This window comes from Neisseria wadsworthii 9715 (assembly GCF_000227765.1).
GTDB lineage: Bacteria > Pseudomonadota > Gammaproteobacteria > Burkholderiales > Neisseriaceae > Neisseria > Neisseria wadsworthii.
Map to the genome: position 1 here is coordinate 40,677 of NZ_JH165159.1, position 17,659 is coordinate 58,335.

At 48.8% G+C, this 17,659-nt stretch carries 16 protein-coding genes; 5 read left to right on the forward strand and 11 right to left on the reverse strand.

Annotated elements, in window-relative coordinates:
- Window positions 1-173: 173 nt before the first annotated feature.
- The gene (locus HMPREF9370_RS00150) at window positions 174-803 is read right to left on the reverse strand and encodes a c-type cytochrome (protein WP_009115178.1); all 630 of its coding nucleotides are present in this window, start codon (window positions 801-803) and stop codon (window positions 174-176) included.
- 138 nt (window positions 804-941) lie between these two features.
- Here HMPREF9370_RS00150 and yihA point away from each other — a divergent pair, with 138 nt between their 5' ends.
- Window positions 942-1,580, forward strand: a complete 639-nt coding sequence (yihA, locus tag HMPREF9370_RS00155) for a ribosome biogenesis GTP-binding protein YihA/YsxC (protein WP_009115180.1) — start codon at window positions 942-944, stop codon at window positions 1,578-1,580.
- Between the two features lie 49 nt (window positions 1,581-1,629).
- Here the strand turns inward: yihA and HMPREF9370_RS00160 are convergent, their stop codons facing one another.
- The 3 genes from HMPREF9370_RS00160 to tldD all read right to left on the reverse strand — a co-directional run bounded on the left by HMPREF9370_RS00160 (window position 1,630) and on the right by tldD (window position 5,718).
- Complete coding sequence (locus tag HMPREF9370_RS00160) at window positions 1,630-2,586, reverse strand: AEC family transporter (protein WP_009115181.1); 957 nt, start codon at window positions 2,584-2,586, stop codon at window positions 1,630-1,632.
- A 76-nt stretch (window positions 2,587-2,662) separates the two neighbouring features.
- Complete coding sequence (locus HMPREF9370_RS00165) at window positions 2,663-4,132, reverse strand: protein adenylyltransferase SelO (protein WP_009115182.1); 1,470 nt, start codon at window positions 4,130-4,132, stop codon at window positions 2,663-2,665.
- Between the two features lie 137 nt (window positions 4,133-4,269).
- Window positions 4,270-5,718, reverse strand: a complete 1,449-nt coding sequence (tldD, locus tag HMPREF9370_RS00170; RefSeq protein WP_040666705.1) for a metalloprotease TldD — start codon at window positions 5,716-5,718, stop codon at window positions 4,270-4,272.
- Window positions 5,719-6,330: 612 nt separating this feature from the next.
- Here tldD and HMPREF9370_RS00175 point away from each other — a divergent pair.
- Window positions 6,331-7,296, forward strand: a complete 966-nt coding sequence (locus HMPREF9370_RS00175; protein WP_009115185.1) for an MBL fold metallo-hydrolase — start codon at window positions 6,331-6,333, stop codon at window positions 7,294-7,296.
- Between the two features lie 72 nt (window positions 7,297-7,368).
- Here HMPREF9370_RS00175 and HMPREF9370_RS00180 read toward each other — a convergent pair whose 3' ends face one another.
- The 3 genes from HMPREF9370_RS00180 to glnA form a co-directional block, all read right to left on the reverse strand.
- Window positions 7,369-8,403, reverse strand: a complete 1,035-nt coding sequence (locus HMPREF9370_RS00180) for a lysozyme inhibitor LprI family protein (protein ID WP_009115186.1) — start codon at window positions 8,401-8,403, stop codon at window positions 7,369-7,371.
- A 96-nt stretch (window positions 8,404-8,499) separates the two neighbouring features.
- Entirely contained in the window at window positions 8,500-9,741 is a 1,242-nt protein-coding gene (gene gltS / locus HMPREF9370_RS00185; protein WP_009115187.1) for a sodium/glutamate symporter, read from the reverse strand.
- 378 nt (window positions 9,742-10,119) lie between these two features.
- Window positions 10,120-11,538 carry a type I glutamate--ammonia ligase gene (gene glnA, locus HMPREF9370_RS00190; RefSeq protein ID WP_040667235.1) on the reverse strand — a complete coding sequence of 473 codons (1,419 nt, stop codon included), beginning with the start codon at window positions 11,536-11,538 and terminating at the stop codon, window positions 10,120-10,122.
- 341 nt (window positions 11,539-11,879) lie between these two features.
- Here glnA and aroE point away from each other — a divergent pair, with 341 nt between their 5' ends.
- Together aroE and mtgA are read left to right on the forward strand one after the other, a co-directional pair.
- Window positions 11,880-12,695, forward strand: a complete 816-nt coding sequence (gene aroE, locus HMPREF9370_RS00195) for a shikimate dehydrogenase (RefSeq protein WP_009115190.1) — start codon at window positions 11,880-11,882, stop codon at window positions 12,693-12,695.
- The gene (mtgA, locus tag HMPREF9370_RS00200) at window positions 12,682-13,368 is read left to right on the forward strand and encodes a monofunctional biosynthetic peptidoglycan transglycosylase (RefSeq protein WP_009115191.1); all 687 of its coding nucleotides are present in this window, start codon (window positions 12,682-12,684) and stop codon (window positions 13,366-13,368) included. The genes aroE and mtgA overlap by 14 nt, the downstream gene beginning before the upstream one ends.
- Window positions 13,369-13,544: 176 nt before the next feature.
- On the opposite strand, the gene HMPREF9370_RS00205 is transcribed toward mtgA, so the two are convergent.
- The 4 genes from HMPREF9370_RS00205 to HMPREF9370_RS00220 form a co-directional block, all read right to left on the reverse strand.
- Window positions 13,545-14,606, reverse strand: coding sequence for a hypothetical protein (locus HMPREF9370_RS00205; RefSeq protein WP_156792941.1), 1,062 nt, complete (start codon window positions 14,604-14,606; stop codon window positions 13,545-13,547).
- A 341-nt stretch (window positions 14,607-14,947) separates the two neighbouring features.
- Entirely contained in the window at window positions 14,948-15,274 is a 327-nt protein-coding gene (locus tag HMPREF9370_RS00210) for a hypothetical protein (protein WP_009115193.1), read from the reverse strand.
- A gap of 414 nt (window positions 15,275-15,688) precedes the next feature.
- Complete coding sequence (dapB, locus tag HMPREF9370_RS00215) at window positions 15,689-16,498, reverse strand: 4-hydroxy-tetrahydrodipicolinate reductase (protein WP_009115194.1); 810 nt, start codon at window positions 16,496-16,498, stop codon at window positions 15,689-15,691.
- 21 nt (window positions 16,499-16,519) lie between these two features.
- The gene (locus HMPREF9370_RS00220; RefSeq protein WP_009115195.1) at window positions 16,520-16,960 is read right to left on the reverse strand and encodes an outer membrane protein assembly factor BamE; all 441 of its coding nucleotides are present in this window, start codon (window positions 16,958-16,960) and stop codon (window positions 16,520-16,522) included.
- A 155-nt stretch (window positions 16,961-17,115) separates the two neighbouring features.
- Here HMPREF9370_RS00220 and fur point away from each other — a divergent pair, with 155 nt between their 5' ends.
- Window positions 17,116-17,544 carry a ferric iron uptake transcriptional regulator gene (fur, locus tag HMPREF9370_RS00225; protein ID WP_040666708.1) on the forward strand — a complete coding sequence of 143 codons (429 nt, stop codon included), beginning with the start codon at window positions 17,116-17,118 and terminating at the stop codon, window positions 17,542-17,544.
- Window positions 17,545-17,659 lie beyond the last annotated feature (115 nt).

Sequence of the window (17,659 nt, forward strand, 5' to 3'; positions counted from 1 at the left end):
GCGGAAAACAATATGAAAACCGGTTTCAGACAGGCATTGGATTTGTTATGTGTATGCCTGTCTGAAAGATTCTGCAACATCAAAATATTGTGGATTAAGCAATCGGATTTTACTACAAAACAGGCTGCCTGCACGGAAAAACCGCACAGGCAGCCTGACTATCCCATTAAAAATTAATGTAAACCTTGAATGAAGTTACCCACGGCATTCATTTCTTCTGCCGACAAGCGTTTGGCAATATCTTCCATCATAGCGTTTTTGCGCACACCGCTTTGATAGGCTTTAAGCTGCTCCACCACATATTCTTTGTGTTGGCCGCCGATGCGCGGGAAAGCCAGAGTATCGGTGCCGCCCGCCGGCATACCAGCGCCGTTCGGGCCGTGGCAGGACATACATGCCGGAATGCCTTTTTCAGCCAAACCGCCGCGGAACAGCTTCTCGCCCAGCTCGGGATTTTCTTTAGGATGAACCTCGCCGGCTTTTGGATATTGCGTAGCAAAGAAAGCGGCCACATCGCGGATTTGCTCGTCGGTCATGGTAGAAATACCCGGGGACACACGCATCTGCTCGGCATTACCCCAAGCACGCTTGCCATCACGGATATCTCGTGCGTGTTTTTCAATATAATTCGGCATTTGTGCCGCTAGGCGCGGATAGGTTGCAATGCCGCTGTTACCATCGGTCGCGTGGCACGACGAACACAAAGTAGCTGCGATCTCTTTACCTTTGGCAACGTCGGCTTTAGGTGCGGCAGTAACTCCACATGCCAATACCGACAATGCCAACAAAGTAATTCGTTTCATGGAAATGCTCCTGATTACAGCATTGCAAACCGCAATACCCTTTTATTCTATACTCAACGGGCTTATTTCTGCCCGAATCAAACCGATTAATCTTAAATATGATATTCTATACCAAATTTACAGTATTTTTCCATAGCCATGAATTTATTTCAAAATGCAAAATTCTTCACAACCGTAAACCACTTGAAAGATCTGCCCGACACACCGGCCGAAATCGCTTTTGTGGGCCGCAGCAACGCCGGTAAATCAAGCGCCATCAATACGCTGTGCAACCATGTGCGGCTGGCTTATGTTTCCAAAACACCGGGGCGCACGCAGCATATCAATTTTTTCGAGCTATCCGACGGCAATTTTATGGTCGATCTGCCCGGTTACGGCTATGCCGAAGTGCCCGAAGCGGTACGCAGGCATTGGGTGCAGCTTTTAGGCAACTATCTGCAAACCCGCAAAGAACTTATCGGGCTGGTGCTGATTATGGATTGCCGCCATCCGCTCAAACCGCTGGATATGCAGATGCTTGATTTTTTTGAAACAACCGGCAGACCGGTGCATATTTTATTGTCTAAAGCCGACAAATTATCTAAGAACGACCAGATTAAAACCTTGTCTTCTGTCAAAAAAGCGTTAAAACCGTTTATGGAATGTCAAGAAGTAAGTGTGCAGCTTTTTTCCAGTCTGAAAAAACAAGGCATTGAGGAGGTAAATGAAACGGTAGCCGAATGGTTTGCGCGCCTGCCAAAGCCTCAAAATGAAGAAACACAAACAGAAGAAGAATAAAACCATGCCTGTCTGAATATTTTCAGACAGGCATTTTTAATGAGCGCGCTTACATCAATCCGGCCGAACGCAGCCATACCATCCCCGCCACTGCGGAGAAAATAGCGCCCGCCGTGGTAATGCCGGTGATATTGGCTGCCGCCACATCGTTGCCGCCCATCGATTTCGCCATCACATAGCTGGCCGACGCAACCGGCGTGGCCGTCATCAGAAACAGTACGCCCATCGGTATTCCGCTGAAACCGAAAGCCAACCCGACCGCCACCGCCACAACGGGCGCCACAATCAGCCGCCCTATGCTGGCCTGCATCGAAATATCCGAAGCATGGATAACGGAGCGGATATCGAATGTCGCGCCTGCGCAAATCAAAGCCAGCGGCAGGGCGATATCCGCCAGATAGCCGCCCATACGCATCACGGTTTTCGGAATAGCGATGTCAAACCGCTGCAACAGCATAGCGGCCACAATGGCCAGAATCAGCGGATTGGTCATGATTTTTTTGACCGTATCTTTTATCCGCCGCCCGATTGAACCTTCAGCCGAACGGCTCAAAGTGACCACGGCCAAAATGTTATACAGAATGGTAATCACACCGGTGTACACCGCACCGGCAGCCAATCCCGGGGCGCCATAAGCATTGGACACAAACGCCAGCCCGATAATGCCGAGGTTGCTGCGGAACACGCCTTGCACAAACACGCCTTTGTCACGGAGTTGCGGCACCCTTTTCCAAGCATAAAGCTCGGCGGCCAGAAACAAAACGAGCGTCGAAACCGCGCCTGCCGCCACCAGCATCAGCTGCTCCTGATAATGCACTTCGCTTTTCATCAGGCTGACAAACAAAACGCAAGGCAGGCCGTAACGGAACACCAGCTTGGATGCCTGTGCGCAAAAATGCGCATCTATCTGCCCGCTGCGGCGCAGATACCAGCCGAACACCAGCAGCAGAAAGTTCGGCAGCGTCACACCGAGTGCGAATAAAAATGCGTCGAAAATACCGGTCATGATTGTGGGTTTGGGTTGGCGGTTAAGGCTTCAGACAGGCATTCCGGTTATCCGGCCAAATGCCTGTCTGAAAGTCTCAGCTTGAGCAGCTCACGCAAATGCCTGCCGCCCATTCGGGCGCGGGTTGGGCAAAATCGGCGAACTCGGCCCGCTCTTCAAACGGGCTGGCCAGGCAGCGGCGCAGGCGTTCGATTTCGCCGAAGTGTCCTTGCTTGGCCTGTTCAATCGCTTGCTCCGCCAGATAATTGCGCAGCACATAAAGCGGGTTCACGCTATTCATTCGCGCGGCGCGCGCTTGTGGGCCGCTGTTTTCCGCCCGCAAACGGGTGCGGTAGCCGCCCAACCACGAAGTGAACCCTTCCATATTTTGTTCGCCGAACAAGGCGGCAAGTTTGGGCGGAACGGGTTCGCCATGTGTATTGCCCGTTTCGCTCAAGTGCCTGAAGAATAATGTGAAATCAACTCGGCGGCCTTGCAGCACGTTAAACATATCTGTGATTAATTCTTCGTCTTCTTTGCGCTCGGTTTGCAAACCCAGCTTGGCGCGCATGTTTTTCAGATAGGCATTGCGGTAAAGATTGGGGAAAGCATCCAACACGGCCACCAAGCCGGCTTCTTCGCACAAAGGCAGAAAACAGGATGCCAGCCGCGACAGGTTCCAATGCACCACATAAGGCTGCTCGTTATAGGCATAGCGCCCGCCCGAATCGGAATGGTTGCACACGTGGCGGCGGTCGTAGGCATCAAGAAAACCGAACGGGCCGTAATCAATGGTCAGCCCCAGCGCTGACATATTGTCGGTGTTCAACACGCCGTGGCAAAAGCCCACAGCCTGCCATGCAGCCACCAAGTCGGCAGTACGCTCGGAAATGGTTTGCAACAGGGCGAGATAAGGCTGATCGGCTTGTGTGCATTCGGGAAAATGGTACCGGATTAAAAAATCGGCCAAAGGTTGCAGATATTCGTGCATGCCCTTGTGGTAAAAATATTCGAAGTGGCCGAAGCGGATAAAGCTCGGCGCGATGCGGGTAACCACGGCGGCGGTTTCCGGCGTTTCGCGGAACACGGCATCATTGCTGCCGGTAATGCACAGCGCACGCGTGGTGGGAATGCCCAAGCCGTACATGGCTTCGGAGCATAGGTACTCGCGGATTGAGGAACGCAACACGGCGCGGCCGTCGGCAAAGCGGGAAAACGGCGTTTTGCCTGCGCCTTTGAGCTGCCATTCCCATGCCTTTCCTTGCGCGTCTTCGCTTCGCCCCAGCAACACGGCGCGGCCGTCGCCCAATTGCGGCACATACACGCCGAATTGGTGGCCGCTGTACACGCTTGCCAAGGGCTGCGGCACATATTTTTTCGCGCTGCCGGCCAGCATGGCGAGCGTTTCGGGAGCGTCGAAAAAATCATTAAGCAAATTTAATGCCGCTGCCAAATCGTGGTTTTGCGCCACCCAATAAGGATCGCCCAAAGGCTCCGTGTTAACGCGGGCGTAGAAAATATCGGGCAGCTTGGCAAACGCTGTTTCGTGTAATCGGAATGTGTGCATGATGGAATGTTCTTTGTAGATGTGTCGATATTGTATAGCGAAACACAATGCCTGTCTGAAAACGGGCAACGCGGATTTCTGCGAAGCCAAAATATCTTTTCAGACAGGCATTGTGCTGTTGCGGGCGCTTAGTTCGGTTAAGTCTCGCTGCCGCCCACGGTAAGCCCTTCGTCAATACGCAAAGTCGGCTGCCCTACGCCCACGGGCACGCTTTGCCCGTCTTTCCCGCACACGCCTATGCCCTTATCTAAAGCCATATCGTTGCCAATCATGCTCACATGTTTCAACACTTCGGGGCCGTTACCGACAATGGTGGCGCCTTTCACCGGATATTGCAGTTTGCCTTTTTCGACCCACCACGCTTCCGAAGCGCTGAACACAAACTTACCGCTGGTAATATCAACCTGGCCGCCGCCGAAGTTCACCGCGTAAATGCCTTTATCGATCGAAGCAATGATTTCTTCAGGGTCGTGCCCGCCACTTTCCATAAATGTATTAGTCATACGCGGCATAGGTGCAGCCGAATAACTCTCGCGCCTGCCGTTGCCTGTAACCGGCACGCCCATCAGGCGGGCGTTGGTTTCGTCTTGCAGATAGCCGACCAAAATGCCGTCTTCAATCAGAACATTGCGTTTGGTTTCGTTGCCTTCGTCATCAATATTGAGCGAACCGCGCCGATCGGCAATGTCGCCCTGATCAATCACGGTAACACCTTTTGCCGCAACACGCTCGCCGATTCGGCCCGAAAAAGCGCTGGTTTCTTTGCGGTTGAAGTCGCCCTCCAAACCATGCCCCACCGCTTCATGCAGCAGCACGCCCGGCCAACCGCTGCCCAATACCACCTTCATAGCGCCGGCAGGCGCAGGGCGCGCCTCCAAATTAATCAGTGCCTGCTTAACAGCCGTATCGACATAGCTTTTCAGCACTTCATCGCTGAAATAAGTCAAATCAAAACGCCCGCCACCGCCGCAACTGCCCATTTCGCGCCGATCGCCCTGCTTGGCGATAACCGTTACGCTCAAACGCACCAAGGGGCGGATATCGGCTGCATGTTTGCCGTCCAAACGGGCGATGTAAATCAAATCATGCTCACAAGTCAGCCCCGCCATTACCTGCACAATGCGCGGGTCGGCCGCCTTGGCCAATGCCTCCACTTTATTCAACAGCTCAACTTTGGCTGCAGAATCCAAACTGTGCATCGGATTAACCGTTTGATGCACCGCTTTCCCGCTTACCGGCAAAGGCAAAGGCACGTGCACACGCCCTTCCCCGCCGGCCAAACCGATTGCGCGCACCGCCTCAGCCGAACGCGCAATGCTCTCCATATTCAGATTATCCGCGTAAGCAAATGCCGTTTTCTCACCGGAAACCGCGCGCACACCGATTCCCTGATCAATCTGGAAGCTGCCGGATTTCACCATCCCCTCTTCCAAATGCCAGCTTTCAAAAGCCATACGTTGGCAATAAATATCGGCGTAATCCACCTTGTTGGCACCGATAATGCCGAGACTTTTCGCCAAACTCTCAGGAGAAAGCTGATTGGCAGCAAGCAGGTCTTGCACAACGGTTTGATAAGTATTCTGCATATTGTTTGAGTGCATTTAAAGATTTGAATTAATAGATAATTATACTGGATTTAAATGCGCTTTGACATGCTGCTTAAATTTGTTAAATACACTGGATACGGAAATTTTATCGGTTATCCGTTACTTAAATTTATTTTTTTCTTATATTTTTCAAATAACTATAAAAATACAGTAAATTTATTTAATTTATGTATTGATAATTATTATCGTTTATGTATAATAAAACCCACTCAGTTATCCATAGCTGAGAGCCATTAAACATCGAAACATCTATTCCCTTTTTGTTTTAACCATACTGCTTTTTGGAGAATGCCTATCAGTTGAAACAATTCCCTTACCTCGAATACTCAAAACCGAAAAAACATACCACCCGCTGCCTGAAACAACGGGTGGTATGTTTTTTCAGAATCACGGAAATGCCTGTCTGAACAATAGTTTCAGACAGGCATTAATATCTCACAAACCATCACCAGTCCAGTTAATTATCTTTAGTATTGCAATCCCGTATCCGATATAATCTGCAAATTTTGGATGAGCTTTGGCATCCGACTTTGAATGCCGAAACATCCTTTTTCTTCATTCTGAAAACTTAACAACACAACAGGTTGGAAAATGCTCTCTTTCTTATTAAAACCCTATTTATTACTGAAAATGTTACTCGGCTTAGTCATCGTGCCCGCCGGTGCTCAGGCTGCCCAGTGCAACCATACCGGTTTGGATGTGGTCGTACTCGGATCGGGCGGGCCGGAATTGAGCGACAAACGCGCATCCACAGGTTATTTAGTGCGTGAAAACGGCAAAGCCCGCTTTATTATTGATTTCGGTGCAGGTGCTTCCCTCAATTTCGAACGAGCCGGCGGCAGCATAAAAGATTTGGAAGCTCTTTTATTCACTCACTTCCATGTCGACCACTCTAACGATCTGCCTGCTTTGGTTAAAGCGTCTTTCTTCTCCGAGCGCGAACATGACCTGCCGATCTACGGCCCCACCGGCAACCACACCATTCCCACCACGCCTGAATTTATCGAGCGACATTTCGGTGAACACGGCGTTTATCCCTATCTTTCCGACTTTCTTACCGGAGATGCTGCCTTTTCTTTAAAACCCATTGCGGTAAATGCAGATAAAGCACAGTCCCAACTGTTTGAAACCCAAATCGGCGGTTTCACCCTGAAAGCCATTCCGGTAGAACACGGCCTGCTGCCTTCTTTAGGCTGGCGTATCGAGAAGGACGGCTGCTCCGTTACCGTATCGGGCGACACCAGCAATGCGGGCAAAACGCTGGATACTTTGGCTAAAAACACCGATATATTTATCGCCCACAATGCCGTACCTGAAAGCAGCAAAGATTCGATTGCTTTAAAACTGCATATGCCGCCTTCTGAAATCGGCAGAATTGCCCAAACAACCAAAAGCCGTAGCTTGGTGCTTTCACATTTTATGCACCGCACGGAAAATGCAAAACCGGCCACAACCTCAGCCATCCGTCAAACCTATAAAGGGCCGCTTTCTTTTGCTGAAGACTGCGATATCTACTCTTTAAAAACCGGCATGAAAACCGGTAGCTGCAAACAATAAATCCTATATGCTTAGATATAAGAATGCCTGTCTGAAAAAATTTTCAAACAGGCATTCAGTCAAACAGCCCTTTTACTGGATACTGTATCCCTTCAAATACTGGATACGCTCGCGTGTCATGCGCGTGCTGCATTGCAGCTGCAGATATTCCGCCTGCTGCGGATCACCGGCGCGTGCGGCGGCTTGGCGGCAGCTGTTATTTTTCTGATTAATCCAGTCGCGCTGCTCATCAACCAGCTCTTTACGCACGGTTTGATCGATGTTGTTCCAGATACGGTTGATTTCACCATCTGCCGCATCATAGCTATTACGTGCCTGATCGAGCTCGGCAGCAGAAAGGCCCGGGGTGTTGTGCGTATCTACGGGCGAAATGGTTTCGGCAGGCTGCTGTTGATCAGAAAAATCAAACACAGATGATGCGCTGTTGTTTTCCAAGATACTTTGCGGGTCATGTTCAAACGGCGACGGCTGCTGTTCATCAGCATCTTTGGCTTCGCTGCGCAACTGTTTTAAGGCTTCTTCTTTAGAAACGGGTTTGCCGTTAATCAATACATGGTTTTTTACACCATAGGGCAGAAGCAAGGCAGATAGAGCATCGGCTGTATTATTCAGATCGTCCACCAAACTGATACTCACACCACCTTCACCGGGAGTAGCTTTATAACGCAAAGTTTGGCTGAACACACCGCTGCCGTTGTAAGCCGTTTTGCCGCTGCCGGTATGACGCTGAAGAATGCTATTCATATCCTGCTGCCCATAAATCAAAGGCGCATTGTTATAAGCCGATTGTAAAACTTGATAAGGTACGGTCACATTAAGCTGTGCCGAACACACAGGATGGGTTTCATTAGTGGCGGCGGCATTCTCCAATTTAATATCCAATTCGCTACCTGCCGCAATAACTTTATCGGCATCAACATATTGGCGGTTGTCATTTTGAGAATAGTGGCGTGCTTTTTGTTTGAGCGAGTCCTGAATCAAAGTACGCACGTTTTGCAAAACCGCAGGGTCGTTACATGAGAGTTGGACATTCTGCTTAGGCTTGTCGTCACCGCAGGCAGCCAATGATGCGGCAACTAAAGTTAAGGTCAGCAGTTTTTTATACATGTTCTGGCTTCCGTTTATCAAAAAGTAAGCGCTATCATAGCAAAAAGCACTTGAAACAGGTAACTAGTTTCAAGTGCTTTTCAGTTTGCTTGCCGATTATTTGAGGAAGCTAACGAAAGTCTGCAGGATCACAACGTTAATCAAGTCAACGAAGAACGCGCCCACCATCGGCACAATCAAGAAAGCTTTGTGTGAAGGGCCGAAACGCTCGGTAATGGACTGCATATTGGCAACCGCAGTCGGCGTAGCACCCAAACCGAAACCGCAATGACCGGCAGCCAACACGGCTGAATCATAGTTACGACCCATAACATTATAGGTAACGAAATAAGCAAACAAAATCATCACAATGGTTTGAACCACCAAGATGGCCGTTACCGGGCCGGCCAAACCGGTCAACTCCCACAGTTTCAAATTCAGCAAAGCCATGGCCAAGAAGAGCGACAAAGATGCATTACCAAACACGTCGATGGCACGGTCAAACATGTTAAATTTGAAACCGATGGTCAGAATATTGCGCAGGATTACACCGCCGCCCAAAGCCCACACGAATTTCGGCAAGTCGAATAAATACTCCTTGTCGATGCCGTCCATCACTTCGGCAAATGCCAAACACGCAGCAAACATAGCCAATGTTTCAATAGCTGAGCTGGCCGTAATCAGGCGTGATTGGTCGGGATGCTCGAACACATCATCTGTATTTTGGTCGGCACCGCCAGCAATCTGTGCATGAATCGCAGCCTTCAGCTCGGCGTCGCCTTGAGGTTTACGCCCCATTTTATTCAGCAAACGGCGGGCAACCGGGCCACCGATCAAACCACCGAACACCAAACCGAATGTCGCGCTGGCAATACCCAAACCGGTCGCACCGACCACACCATGTTCTTTTTCAAACAAAGGCCCCCACGCACCCGCCGTACCATGACCGCCGGTTAATGTGATGGAGCCGGTAATCAAACCGAGCAGCGGATCCAAACCGAATGCGCTGGCCATGCCGACGCCCACCACATTTTGCACAATGATGTAGAAACCGACAACGAGAGTAAATAAAACCAACGGAAATCCACCTGCTTTCAAGCGCGAGAAATCTGCGCTCAAACCAATGGAGATAAAGAAAATCAACATAAAAGCATCTTGCAGCGGTTTCTCGAACTTAAAGCTGACGCCGTAAAATGCATGCAAAGCATAAAGAATCACAGCGGCCACCAAACCGCCCGCTACCGGCTCGGGAATATTGAAATCTCTTAAGAATTTGATTTTATTAACCATTAACTTACCAAACAGTAAAACAATGGTCGCGGCAATCAGCGTATAGTAGCTGTTGAATACCCATTCCATAAGTTTTTTCTTTCCTTAGTTGATGTTTTTTGAGAACTTTTTAAGACAAAAGCCCGAAAGGCAGAATATTAGGGGAAGAGTTAAAAATTGTCAAAGCACTTTGATATTTTTATTTCGGCAAACAGGTTTTTGGGGCGTTTTTTATTAAAATGAAAATAAAATCAAAAGGTTTATAGCAGAAATATTTCAGGCAGGCATTGTAAATTTTTTCAAGCACGGGTATGGCAAACGTACAACTTTTAAGTTGCTCCGCTGAAAAGATCATCAGATTTCCAAATAAACCGACACAGCTCAATGCCTGTCCGAAAAAAACCCGGACAGATAACTATCCGGGCTTAAGTACTTGTTTGATGTGTGATTATTTTTCAGATGATATTTTTAGAGTGAGTAATACATTTCAAACTCAAGCGGATGCGGCGCCATGCGGATGCGTTTCACATCTTCTGATTTAAACGCAATGTAGCTGTCAATCCAGTCTTTACTGAACACGCCGCCGCGCAGCAAGAATTCATGGTCGGCTTTTAAGGCTTCCAGTGCTTCTTCCAGCGAGGCGCATACGGTTGGCACCAGTGCATCTTCTTCCGGCGGTAAGTCGTAAAGGTTTTTATCTGCCGGATCGCCCGGATGGATTTTGTTTTGAATGCCGTCCAAACCCGCCATCAGCAAAGCGGCGAAGCACAAATACGGATTGGCCATCGGATCAGGGAAACGGGCTTCGATGCGGCGCGCTTTGCTGCTGTTTACGGCAGGAATGCGAATGGAAGCCGAGCGGTTTTTCGCCGAATAAGCCAATTTGGTAGGTGCTTCAAAATGCGGCACCAAGCGTTTGTACGAGTTGGTGGAAGGATTGGTAATCGCGTTCAACGCTTTGGCATGCTTGATGATGCCGCCGATATAATAAAGCGCGGTTTCAGACAGGCCTGCGTAGCCGTCTCCGGCAAACAGGTTTTGGCCGTCTTTCCAAATGGATTGGTGAACGTGCATGCCGCTGCCGTTATCACCCATAATCGGTTTGGGCATGAAAGTGGCGGTTTTGCCGAAATTGTGTGCCACGTTCCAAATCACGTATTTCATGTCTTGCGTCCAGTCGGCGCGTTTGAGCAAGGTGCTGAATTTGGTGCCGATTTCCATTTGCGTACCGGTGCCGACTTCGGCATGATGCACTTCAACCGGGATACCGATATCTTCCAAAACCGTTACCATCGCAGAGCGCAAGTCTTGGCCGGAATCAACCGGCGCTACGGGTGCATAGCCGCCTTTCACTGTCGGGCGGTGGCCGGTGTTTTGACCGTCTAAATGCAGACCGCTGCTCCAGGCGCCGCTTTCGGATGTGATTTCAAAACGGGCTTTGTGCATATGGGTTTCGAAAGCAATACCGTCAAACACAAAAAATTCCGGTTCGGGGCCGAAAAAGGCAGTGTCACCGATACCGGAAGATTTCAGATAAGCTTCTGCACGGCGGGCAATGGAGCGCGGATCACGGTCATAGCCCTGACCATTTGCCGGGTCAATCACATCGCAAGTGAGCACCACGGTTGCATCGTCGAAGAAAGGGTCAAGATACGCAGTGGAAGCATCTGGGCGCAGCTGCATATCGGAAGCTTGAATGCCTTTCCAGCCGCCGATAGACGAGCCGTCGAAAGCTTGACCGTTTTCAAACCATTCTTCCGGATCATCCAAAACAACGCCGGCAGGTATCGTAAAATGGTGTTGCTTGCCTTTGGTATCCGTAAAACGTAAATCAACGAAGCGAGCTTCGTTTTCTTCAATTAACCGCACAACATCTTTGATAGACATGTTGTTGTTCTCCATAAACTCAAATCATTAAATTCAGTTAGTAATATTTTTTTGCTGCGTTTTAATCTGCCCGCAGCATCCATTAAGTATTCCGGTTACCCTCGGATTGTTTCAGAGCATATTTGCGCCGTCAATATAAATCATATTTGCCGAATCAGCAGCTTTTTTAATTTTTCAAAAACAATAAGGATAATTTTACACGGAATGTAGCAGATCAAAGTGTGGTGTTTGGGTTGATAACCATGCCTGTCTGAAAGAACACGTTAAACCTTTTCAGACAGGCTTCATCTTATACAATGTTTGCCCCATAATAATGAAAATCGACTTAACGCAGAAATATCATGACAACCGCACATTATGCCGTGTTCGGCAATCCGATTGCGCACAGCAAATCGCCCGAAATCCACGGGCGATTTGCCGCTCAAGAAGGTGCCGACATCGAATACCGGCGAATTCTGGCCAAGCCCAACGCATTTGCCGAAGCCGCCGCAGCCTTTTTCGCACAAGGCGGCCAAGGAGCCAACGTTACCGTGCCGTTTAAAACCGATGCCTATCATTGGGTAAACGAGCTTTCCGAACGCGCATCAGCCGCAGGTGCAGTCAACACCCTAATCCGGCTGCCCGATGGCCGTATCCGCGGCGACAACACTGACGGCATCGGTTTGGTTAAAGACATTATCGAAAACCACGCCATACCGCTGGCGGGCAAAAAAATCCTGCTTTTGGGCGCGGGCGGTGCGGTACGCGGCGTTATCCGCCCGTTACTGGAGCAGTCGCCCCAAAGCTTGACCATTGCCAACCGCACGTTCAGCAAAGCGCAGGCTTTGGCAGATGAATTCGGCATCGAAGCAGCGGAATTGGGCCAGCTTCCGCCCAACCATTACGATATTATCATTAACGGCACATCCGGCAGCTTGAGCGGCCAAGTGCCCGACGTTCGGCCCGACGTATTCGGCAAATGCATTTTGGCCTACGATATGGTGTATGGCAGCGAACCCACCGCTTTTCTTACCTTCGCTCAAAATGCCGGCGCGCAGCACACTGCCGACGGCCTCGGCATGCTGGTGGCGCAAGCTGCATTTTCTTATGAACTCTGGCGCGGCTTTGCCCCTGAAATCCGCCCCGTTATCGAATGGATGAAACATGGGCGCGATTAAATGGCTGATTGCCTTGCCTTTTATGGCTTTCATTCTCTTCAATGCTTATGTGTACGGCAACATTTTAACTTACCGCGCCGTCGCACCCAGCCAAACCGCCTTTATGAAAATGCGGATGAGCGAATACCGAAGCATCGGCAAAGAAGTGGCTTTAGATTACCGCTGGGTTCCCTACAACCAGATTTCCACCAACCTGAAAAAAGCCTTGATTGCCTCTGAAGACGCCAAATTCGCCGCTCACGACGGTTTCGACTGGAGTGGTATCCGCCACGCCATGAAGCGCAACCAGCAAAGCGGTAGGATCAGGGGCGGCGGCTCGACCATCAGCCAGCAGCTTTCGAAAAACCTGTTTCTCAATGATTGGCAAAGCTATATCCGCAAAGGCGAAGAAGCGGCCATTACCGCCATGATGGAAGCCACAACGGATAAAGACCGCATCTTCGAAATTTATTTAAACGTAATCGAATGGGGGCACGGCATCTTCGGCGCAGAAGCTGCCTCGCAACATTTTTTCAAAACAAGTGCAGCAAACCTTACCAAGCAACAAGCAGCCCTACTAACCGCCCGTGTACCCGCACCGCTGTTTTATGCCGATAATCCCAAAAGCAAACGCCTACGCGGCAAGGCAAATATTGTGTTGCGGCGGATGGGTTCGGCAGAATTGCCTGAGTGATTGGAAACACCACTCGGAAACCACCATAGCCAATCAATTCCAAAACAGCACTCTCGGTATACTCAGGCTTATCACAATATCTTGGGTTTCGATAATATTATTTGACGTATACAGCAAAATGCCTGTCTGAAAAGTTTTCAGACAGGCATTTCCACTTAAAAATACATCAAACCTGATTATGCGGAACCGACCGGCAGTAATTTGTGCAAATAAGGTTCTGCGCCGTGGCTGGTTTGGGCATATAGGTTTTCGTCAGACAACAAGGCTTCAATCATCTGCTCATCGCTCGCATACTGCCTGCGCAACAGCTGCATTTGCTCTGACGTAAACAAGGGGCAAAGCTTGTATCGGTACGCAAAGGCATCTTGATCAAAAATAAATTGTCGGGCAACCGCCACAAAAAGATTATGGATTTCACGGATGCGCTCCAGCCCCGATAATCCGCGCAGCGGCGCAAAAGCTTCCGGCAGCTGGCTACTGTCGGCCAGCATCATTTCATGCATATCGTCACGTGCATCACGCAACCATGTATAAGCTTCTTGGCTGATATTGAAATGGGTTTTCAGCAAAGGTACGCGGCTGCCTGCCAACTTCGGATAACTGCCTTGAGCTACCCAAGTATCGTATATGGTGCGGATATCGGCCAATTGCGCAGCAATATCAACAGGCTTGAATGCGTCAATTTCAAACTGAGGCAGACTCAACGGAAATGAAATATCCATATTTTGCTGTTGCGCTTTATTCGCTCTGATCAATTGAATGACCTCTTCACCCTCGTCTTCCAGGCAGAAGATATATAAGCGTGTAGAATTTTGCTCGTGTGCCAAGAGCTCATTTACCCAATATGCCAGCTCTTGCGCAATGGCTTTATAAGAGAATTTGCAACAATTGGCAGAAAAAATATTGATTGAATAAGTTTGATGGCCTGTCTGAATCAGAATGGGGGTAGTTGCAACCTTGCTGGCCCACTCAGGTAAAGGATTTAACTCGACAGCATTGCTACCTGTGTTGCCTGCCTGCCAGCTAACCTGCCATTCAGGTGCAGCAAAAGAAAGCATCTGCGAGAAAACCTCACCACAATTGCCATCGTGGTACACATCCTCATTTAACCAAAAATATTGGTAGTTCGGTGATGCGGTTAATTGCTCAAGTATGCTTTCCGCTTGTTGAGAGGTGGCGCTTGAAGCTGTTGGATATGCGTCTGCTTTGTCGCCCAATAAGCCGGCTTCAGCAAGCATAGGAATGACTTGCTCGCAACCTATTCCATTGTTTTTTAGATATGTTTCGTAGTCTGACCAACTGTTAAAGTTGTAAGTTACAGCATTTTCCATATAAATTATTCCCGTTATTTATTTATGTGGTTGTTATGGTTAAATTATTCAAAAACAGTAACTAAGCGGCATACTGCAAACAACAAGTTTTCGGTAAATTAGCAGAGTCACCTGTTTTAAAGCAATTTAACGATACAGCTTAATTTTTAATGCCTGTCTGAAAAAAGCCGGTAATAACCAAACTTTTCAGGCAGGCATTGTGTGTCCTTTATTTAAATCCGATCAGGCGGATACGGTAAACTGCATTATCAGCCAACGGTTTCTTCCTCTTGTCTAAACAAGAAAGGTGCAGACCATGCTAAGAAACCGCCTGCTGCGGAGCCGGCTAAAACATAGATAAACGGCATGGCAGGCATCAATAAAGATAAAGCAATTCCGAATAAAACCAAACCGGTTATGGCTCGGATTTGTGCGGATTGAACCAACAATACGGATAAAACAGCAGCCATAATACAATTCACAGCCAGCATTTGATTAAGATATGCGGTGCCTGCAATCATCAACAAAACAGGCGCCAGCATGATGCTGGATGCGGTTGAAAATAAAGCAATGTTACGGATTTGGTGCTTGAGCATGTCAGTTTTCCCTGCGCGTTAAAATTTTGATGAATTTTAGTCCTTAAACACTCTTGAAAACCTTGGCAAAACTTATTTTTACGAATTAATACACAAATTGCATGTTTTGAAAATTTGAAACAATTGGCAAGAAAATGCAATTTGAGATATTTTATTCTATTTAATTTGTTGTTTTAAATAATGATTTATAGATAATCATAAGATTGAAGATAACAAAACCATGTAAAAATGCTGTCGTATCCTTACAACTGAACGGTTATATTTTTCGACCAGCGTATATGTTTTTTTAGTTTATTCATCATATGTAATTAGGTTTCGCGGTGTATTTGAGATTTTCAGACAGGCATTCGAATAAAAAAGCAGGCTTTCCGGCCTGCTTTTTCAAAATGCGGCAATATTACCGCTACAACATGCTTATTTGTTTTTCAAACCCAATACATCCTGCATATCAAACAAACCTTTTCTACCTTGCAACCACACAGCAGCGCGCACGGCACCGGCTGCGAAAGTCATGCGGCTGGATGCTTTATGCGTGATCTCTACGCGCTCACCTTCCGTGGCGAACAGTGCTGTGTGGTCGCCCACAACGTCGCCGCCGCGAACGGTGGCAAAGCCGATGGTTTTCGGATCGCGTTCGCCCGTGTGGCCTTCACGGCCGTAAACGGCGCAGGTTTTCAAATCACGCTCTAAGGCACCGGCAATCACTTCGCCCATACGCAAGGCAGTTCCGCTCGGCGCGTCAACTTTGTGGCGGTGGTGCGCTTCGATGATTTCGATGTCGTAGCCTTCGTTTAATACGCGGGCAACGGTGTCGAGGATGTGAAACGTCAGGTTGACGCCTACGCTGAAATTGGCGGCAAACACGATGCCGGTTTTCTCGGAGGCGGCGGCAATGGCGGCTTTACCCGCCTCATCAAAGCCGGTTGTGCCGATGATAAGGTTCACACCTTTTTCCATGCATTTTTGCAAATGATTCAGTGTAGGCTCCGGGCGGGTAAAGTCTATCAAGACATCGCTGGCATCGAGCACGGCGTTGATATCGGCAGAAATGGTTACACCGGTTTTGATGCCCACCGCGTGGCCTGCGTCCAGCCCCAATGAATCGGAACCTGCGTGTTCCAATGCGCCGCTCAACACAGTGGCCGGATTGTTGCTTACTGCTTCAACCAATACTTTGCCCATGCGGCCGTTGGCGCCGGCAATGGCTACTTTTAATTGATTCATGTGTGAAGTCCTGTCGGCGGGTTAGCGGTCGGGCGTCCAAATCAGTTCGGAAGCAGGCTGGGGCTGCTGTTGCACAGCGGGTTGCTGTTCAATCTGCTCTCCATAACGCTCTTTTAGCTGCTCAACGGCATATTCGATAGCATTGCCCTCTGCTTTAACCAGTTGGTCGTTTTGGAAAGTCAGCTTAAGATTGCGCTGCTCCTGAACGATGCCGTTGCGGCTGACTTCGTAGGTGTAATCCCATTGATCGCCGCGAAACGCTGGACGCAGCAGCGGTGTACCCAATAAAGCCTGCACTTGCTGGCGGCTCATGCCCGGTTGCAGCGAAACCACTGCGCGCGGGTCAAGCTCGTTGCCTTGAATGACTTTGAGTTTGTAGGACGGGATATTGGAGATGCGTTCGGCGCTGCAGCCGACCAAGCCGGCGGCAAGCATCAGGGCGATTATGAGGGGTTTGTTCACGCTTTTACCTTTCCGATTGATATCGAGTGTATTGTGGACTCTGTTGTGTAAAGGCTTATGATTAAAAACCTTTAATTATCCAATAGTGGGCAAAATGCTTAAAAATGCGTATTATAACGGCATTCACACAACTTCGGTACGGATGGAAAGATACTATGGAAAGCAATATTGCACAATTAAAAGACAGCGGTTTAAAAGTTACCGGCCCGCGCCTGAAGATTTTGGATTTGTTTGAAACCCATGCCGAAGAGCATCTGAGTGCGGAGGATGTGTACCGCATTTTGCTTGATGAAGGCATTGAAATCGGCGTGGCCACCATTTATCGCGTGCTGACCCAGTTTGAGCAGGCCGGCATTTTACTGCGCCACCATTTTGAAACAGGCAAAGCCGTATATGAATTGAATGCCGGCGGCCATCATGACCATATTGTGTGTGTAAAATGCGGCAAGGTAACCGAATTTCATAACGAAGAAATCGAGAAGCTGCAAGATAAAATTGCCAATGAAAACGGCTTCCGCATTGTTGACCACGCGCTGTATATGTATGGTGTGTGCAGTGATTGCCAGAAAAAAGAAAAACGCTGAGCACAAGTTAGCATCTTTACCTTTTCAGACAGGCGTTGTGTTTCGATGCCTGTCTGAATGCATTTATACTCAAAAATTTGAGCGCTTGGATTACATCTAAATCTTCAATAAGGTA